At 62.0% G+C, this 6506-nt stretch carries 5 protein-coding genes; all 5 read right to left on the bottom strand.

Annotated features, from left to right (window positions below):
- On the bottom strand, positions 1–2378 hold a 2378-nt coding region (lon, locus tag AC11W3_RS14900; protein ID WP_484093253.1), incomplete at its 3' end, for an endopeptidase La.
- 14 nt (positions 2379–2392) lie between these two features.
- The gene (gene clpX / locus AC11W3_RS14895; protein WP_484090788.1) at positions 2393–3646 is read right to left on the bottom strand and encodes an ATP-dependent Clp protease ATP-binding subunit ClpX; all 1254 of its coding nucleotides are present in this window, start codon (positions 3644–3646) and stop codon (positions 2393–2395) included.
- On the bottom strand, positions 3643–4242 hold the full coding sequence (gene clpP / locus AC11W3_RS14890) for an ATP-dependent Clp endopeptidase proteolytic subunit ClpP (RefSeq protein WP_484090787.1): 600 nt from the start codon (positions 4240–4242) through the stop codon (positions 3643–3645). The genes clpX and clpP overlap by 4 nt, the downstream gene beginning before the upstream one ends.
- A gap of 18 nt (positions 4243–4260) precedes the next feature.
- Entirely contained in the window at positions 4261–5568 is a 1308-nt protein-coding gene (gene tig / locus AC11W3_RS14885) for a trigger factor (RefSeq protein WP_484090786.1), read from the bottom strand.
- Positions 5569–5870: 302 nt separating this feature from the next.
- Positions 5871–6506, bottom strand: a 636-nt coding sequence (locus tag AC11W3_RS14880) for a cytochrome d ubiquinol oxidase subunit II (protein ID WP_484093252.1), incomplete at its 5' end; no start/stop codon positions are given.

The raw sequence follows: 6506 nt of genomic DNA, 5'->3' as shown, positions 1-6506 counted from the left end.
GCCCCGGCAGCCAGCGGCACCTCGGCAAGGAGCGCGTAGCCGAGCACCTCGTCCATGTGGGAAACGGCATGCACCGTGAGGCCCGAAGTGATCTCCTTCGGCACCTCGGCCAGATCCTTCTCGTTCTCTTTCGGGATGAGGACGGTGCGGATCCCCCCCCTTCCGGCAGCGAGCAGTTTTTCCTTCAGTCCGCCTATGGGAAGGACCGTCCCCCGCAGGGTGACCTCGCCGGTCATGGCGATATCCCGCCGCACCGGCCGCCTGGTCAGGGCGGAGGTGAGCGCACAGGCCATGGTGATGCCCGCAGAGGGGCCGTCCTTGGGGATGGCCCCTTCGGGGACGTGAATATGGATGTCGAGGTGCTGGTAGAAGTCCTTGGCGAAGCCCAGAAGCTCCCCGCGCGAACGCACGTAGGTCATGGCCGCCTGCGCCGACTCCTGCATGACCTCGCCCAGCTTGCCGGTCACGGTCAGCTTCCCCTTCCCCGGCAGGGTCACCACTTCGATGTTCAGGAGCTCGCCGCCGACCTCGGTCCAGGCAAGACCCGTGACCAGACCGACTGCGTCTTCACGCCCGGCCTCACCGTACTTGAATCGCGGCGGACCGAGATACCCCGCCACCTGCTTGGGCTGCACCGTGCGGCGGAGCTTCCCTCCCTCCACCAGCGAGAAGGCGATCTTGCGGCAGATCGAGCCGATCTCCCGCTCCAGGTTGCGGACACCCGCCTCCCTGGTGTAGCGGCGGACGATCTCCAAAAGCGCCGCCTCCGAGAGGGTGACGCCCTTCCCCGCCAGGCCGTTGTTGCTCCCCTGCTTGGGCACCAGGTACTCCCTGGCGATGGCCAGCTTCTCGTGCTCGGTGTAACCCTCCAGCCTCACCAGCTCCATGCGGTCCAGAAGCGGCCGCGGGATGGAATGGCTGGAGTTGGCGGTGGTGATGAACATGACCCTGGAGAGGTCGTAATCGAGGTCCAGGAAGTGGTCGTTGAAGGAGAAATTCTGCTCGGGGTCGAGCACCTCCAGCAGTGCCGAGGCCGGATCGCCGCGGAAGTCGGAGGTCATCTTGTCGATCTCGTCCAGCAGGAAGACCGGATTGGAGGAGCCGCACTTCTTGAGCGACTGGATGATCTTCCCGGGCATGGCCCCCACGTAAGTGCGCCGGTGCCCCCTGATCTCGGCCTCGTCCCGCACCCCGCCCAGCGAAATCTTGACGAACTCGCGGCCGGTGGCCTTGGCCACCGAACGGGCCAGCGAGGTCTTGCCGACCCCCGGAGGGCCGACCAGGCAGAGGATCGGCCCCTTCATTCCCGGCACCAGCGAATTCACCGCCAGGTACTCCAGGATCCTGAGCTTGACCTTCTCCAGGCCGTAATGATCGGCATCGAGGCAGGCGCGGGCCCCCGCGATATCGCTTTTCTCGTCGGTGAAGAGTCCCCAGGGAAGCGACAGGAGCCAGTCGACGTAGTTCCTGACCACCGCCGCCTCTGAGGACATGGGCGACATGAACTTCAGCTTCTTGAGCTCGGACTGCACCTTCTCCCGGGCTTCCACCGAGAGGTTCATCTTGGCGGCCTTGGCCTCCAGGGCCTGCAGTTCCTGCTTGAACTCGTCCTTGCCTCCCAGTTCCTTCTGGATAGCCCGGATCTGCTCGTTCAGGTAGTAATCCTTCTGGGTCTTCTCCATCTGCTTCTTGACCCGTGCCTGGATCTTCTTCTCGATCTGCAGGATCTCGATCTCGGCGCCCATCAGGGCCAAGAGCCGCTCCATGCGCTTCACCGGGGAGGAGAGCGCCAGGAGTTCCTGCTTCTGGGAGATCTTGAGGTTCAGGTGGGGAGCCACCGTGTCGGCCAGGCGGGAAGGATCGGAGATGGCGGAGACCTGCTGCAGCACCTCGGCCGGAATGGAGCTGTTCAGCCCCTGGTAGCTCTCGAAGCTGGCCACCACGCCGCGCTTGAGGGCCTCCACCTCGGTCGCCTTGACCGCGGTCTCCGCGAGGTTCTCCACGTCGACCTCGAAGTAGGAACTGTTCTCGCGGAAGCCCACGATCGAGCCGCGGCGTTTCCCCTCCACCAGCACCTTCACCGTCCCGTCGGGGAGCTTGAGGAGCTGGATGATGTGGCAAAGCGTGCCGACCGTGTAGATGTCGTCGGTGCCGGGGTCCTCGGTCTTGGCATTCTTCTGGGTGGCCAGGAGGATCAGCTTGTCGCTTTCCGCCATGGCGGCTTCCAGCGCCAGCACCGATTTTTCCCGGCCCACAAAGAGGGGAACCACCATGTGGGGGAAGATGACGATGTCCCGTAACGGAAAGAGAGGGAATCTTTCCGGATTCCCTCTCTTTTTGCTTCTGCCGACCTTGATGCTGATTTCCTCGGTGCTCATTATGCTCCCGTAACTCAGGCGGATTCCGCCACGTTCTCGTACACTACGATGGGCTTTTCCTTGCTGTAGATCACCTCTTCGCTGATCACGACCTCCTTGACCATGCTCTGGGAGGGGACCTCGTACATGATGTCCAGCATGGCGTTCTCGAGGATGGAGCGCAGGCCGCGGGCCCCGGTCTTCCTCTTCAGCGCCTCGCGGGCGATGGCGATCAGGGAGCCGTCGGTGAATTTCAGCTTCACGTGCTCCATCTCGAAGAGCTTCTGGTACTGCTTGATCAGCGCGTTCTTCGGCTCCTTGAGGATCTGGACCATGGCCTCCTCGTCCAGCTCGGCCAGCGAGGCCAGCATGGGGAGACGTCCCACGAACTCGGGGATGAAGCCGAACTTCAGGAGGTCCTCAGGAGTCACGCCGGCTAAAAGCTCGCCCGCCTTCTTCTCGACCTTCTTCTTCACGTCCGCGCCGAAGCCGAGGGTCTTGATGCCGATCCTCTGCTGGATGATGTTGTCCAGCCCCGGGAAGGCGCCGCCGCAGATGAAGAGGATGTTGGTGGTGTCGACCTTGAGGAACTCCTGCTGCGGGTGCTTCCTCCCCCCCTTGGGCGGCACGCTGGCCACGGTCCCCTCGATGATCTTCAAGAGCGCCTGCTGCACACCCTCGCCCGAGACATCGCGGGTGATGGAGGGCGAATCGGACTTCCTGGCGATCTTGTCGATCTCGTCGATGTAGATGATCCCCTTCTGGGCCTTCTCCACATCGTAGTCGGCGGCCTGCAGCAGGGTCAGGATGATGTTCTCCACGTCCTCGCCCACGTAGCCTGCCTCGGTGAGGTTGGTGGCGTCGGCCATGGCGAACGGCACCTTGAGGATACGGGCCAGGGTCTGGGCCAGCAGGGTCTTGCCGGAACCGGTCGGGCCGAGAAGGAGGATGTTGGACTTCTGCATCTCGACGTCGCCCGGCTTGGTCATGGCCTCGACGCGCTTGTAGTGGTTGTACACCGCCACCGCCAGCACCTTCTTGGCCCGGCTCTGCCCGATCACGTACTCGTCGAGGACTTCCTTGATCTCCTGCGGCTTGGGAAGCTTCCTCACGTCCGTACCCGACGCATCCTCCAGCTTCGACTCCTCGGCGATGATGTCGTTGCAAAGTTCGATGCACTCGTCGCAGATGTAGACCGTCGGCCCCGCAATCAGCTTCTTAACTTCCTCCTGGCTCTTTCCGCAGAAAGAGCAGATCAGGGTATCAGAACGGTCGTCTCTTCTGCTCACTTGGCACCTCCCGTGATGACGTTTCTGGAGACTATAGCATCAATGATACCATAGCTCTTGGCTTCTTCCCCGGACATAAAGTAGTCGCGCTCGGTGTCTGCGGAGATCTTCTCCACGCTCTGGCCTGTGTGCTCGGCGAGGAGCTCGTTCAGCTGCTCCTTCATGCGCAGGATCTCCTTGGCATGGATGTGGATGTCGGTCGCCTGCCCCTGGAAGCCGCCGATGGGCTGGTGGATCATGATGCGGGCGTTGGTCAGGGAGAAGCGTTTCCCCTTCTCGCCACCGGACAGAAGGAAGGCGCCCATGGAGGCAGCCTGCCCGATGCAGATGGTTGAGACCGGTGCCTTGATGTAGCGCATGGTGTCGTAGATCGCCATCCCGGCGGTGACCACACCGCCGGGGGAGTTGATGTACAGATGGATGTCCTTGTCCGGATCCTCGGCTTCGAGGAAGAGGAGTTGAGCTATCACCAGGTTGGCGACGTTATCGTCGATGGCGCCGCCGAGGAAGATGATCCGGTCCTTCAGAAGGCGCGAGTAGATGTCGTAGGACCTCTCCCCCCGGCCGGTCTGCTCCACTACTATCGGTACAAGCATGTAGACTCCTAGTTGCTGCTATTGTTTGATTTGATCCTTCGGAACTTCGGAAACCTTGGCCTTTTCCAGCACGAAGTCCATCGCCTTCTCCTCGCGGAGCTGGGCAATCATGCTCTCCCTGGACTGCTTGTTCTGGTACTGGGCCGCCACCTTCTCGACGTCCTGCCTTCTGGCCGCGGCGATCATGGCGATGCGGCGGGCGATCTCCTCGTCGCTGACCTCGATCTTCTCCTTTTCGGCAACTGCGTCAAGAATTAAAGAGCCTTTTACCTGGTCGGCCGCAACGCCCCTGAATTGGACCTTGTAGGCCTCCTCGGTGAGCCCCATCATCTCGATGGTCAGCCTCTGGGCGGCCAGGTTCTGCTTGGTGTTCTCGAGAAGCATCTGGACCTGGCGATCGACCATGACTTCCGGGACCTCGAGGTCGTTCTTCTCGACCAGGACCTTCATCATGCGCTCGCGCACCTCGTTGTTGACGCGCTGCTCCTCCTGGGACCTGTGGACCTCGGCCAGCTTCTGCTTCAGCTCGTCCAGGGTCTCGAACTCGCCGAACTCCTTGGCGAAGTCGTCGTTCAGCTCGGGAAGCTCCTTGGCCTTGATCTCCTTGATCTTCAGTTCGAACTGGGCCGGCTTGCCTGCCAGCTCGGCATTGCCGTAGTTCTCCGGGAAGGTCACGGTGATGGTCCCTTCGGAGCCCGAGGTCATGCCGACCACCTGCTCCTCGAAGCCGGGGATGAAGCGCCCGCTTCCGAGCTCGAGCTGGAAGTCCTGGGCCTCGCCCCCCTCGAAGGGAACGCCGTCGATGGAGCCCTTGAAATCGAAGGTGACAAAATCGCCCATGGCGGCCGCATGCCCCTCGGGGGCCGGAGCCAGCTGGGCCATGTTCTCCTGCAGTTCCTTCAGGCGGCCGGAGACAGCTGCCTCCTCGTCGAGCGCCAGCGCCTCCTTCTCAAGCTCGAGGCCCAGGTACTCGTTCAACTGCACCTCGGGGAAAACCTCGACGGTAGCGGAGTACTTGAACTCCTCCCCGACCTTGAGGGCGTCGCTTTCGATCATCGGGTAATTGACCGGGTCCAGCCCCAGCTCGCCCAGGGCCTTGAAGTAGGTGTCGCCGACCAGGGTCTTTACCACGTCCTCGGCCATCTTATCGCCGTAGTGCTTCTCGATCAGCCCCATCGGGACCTTACCCTTGCGGAACCCCTTGATGGCGGCATGCTTCCTTATCTCTGCATAAGCCTTATCGACCTCGGCCGATACGCGCTCCGCCGGGATAGTGAAGTTTATCTTCTTCTTTATGCTGCTTAGGGATTCAACATTTGTCTGCATCGTAGTCCTCTCTTTAAGTTCACTTTATATGGCAGGCCGGCTGCCGCAATGCCTCGTGCATGATATCAGGCGGGAAAACAGGTGCGGGTATTTCAAGGGGCATCCGGTGGTAAGCTGCAACCCGAGAGGGCCTTGCCGGTCGGCACATGCCTTCCAGCGTGCAACAAATGCGTAAAATAACAAAGGGGGCGCAATCTTGTCAACTTGAATCCTGTACGGGGCTTTGAAGCTCCCCCTCCCGGGGAGGGAGGGGGTTGATTTGGGATGCGGTGAAAGGGGGCGGGGTGGGAGGAAGGAGCTTTTCAGTACGCCTCGTGATCGGCCAGCACGGCTTCGGAGCTGACCCTCTCCCTGAAGACCCGGTACACCCAGATTTTGTACACTATCACGATCGGTACAAAAATGAAAGCGGCCAGCGTCATGATCCCCAGAGTGTAGTGAGAGGATGAGCTGTTGTAGATGGAGAGGCTGAAGGCCGGATCGAGCGAGGACGGGATCAGGTTCGGGAAGAGCCCGACGACTCCGGTGGCGACGACCCCGACGATGGTGACGCAGGAGGCGGCGAAGGCCCTGAGGGGTCGACGGTTGGCCAGGAAGAAGCCCGCGGCCAGCAGGGCCCCCACGGCCAGGGCGGGCACCGCGACAAGTGCCGGGGCGTCGAGGTAATTGTCGTAGAGCCTGGTAGCGAAGTTGGTGAAGACCAGGAAGCCGACCGCGACCACAGCCAGCGGGACCCAGAGGGTGCGGGCCGCCTTCTCGGCCGCGGCGCTCAGCGTGCCGCGGGTCTTGACCGCGAGGTACAGGGCGCCGTGCAGGAGGAACATCAGCACGAAGAGTATCCCGCTGGTGAGGCCGTACGGGTTGAGAAGATAGGCGAGCGAGCCGTGATACCCTTCCCGGTCCATCGGGAGCCCGGCGAAGATGTTCCCGAAGGCGAC

The organism is Geomonas sp., assembly GCF_056994735.1.
The sequence above is the reverse complement of the archived record's forward strand: the minus strand, read 5'-3'. Positions and strand labels throughout refer to the sequence as shown.

What these genes read in the sequence shown, in the direction of transcription:
- clpP (WP_484090787.1), bottom strand. Translation starts at nt 4,242, where the DNA reads ATGCTTGTACCGATAGTAGTGGAGCAGACCGGCCGGGGGGAGAGGTCC.
- tig (WP_484090786.1), bottom strand. Translation starts at nt 5,568, where the DNA reads ATGCAGACAAATGTTGAATCCCTAAGCAGCATAAAGAAGAAGATAAAC.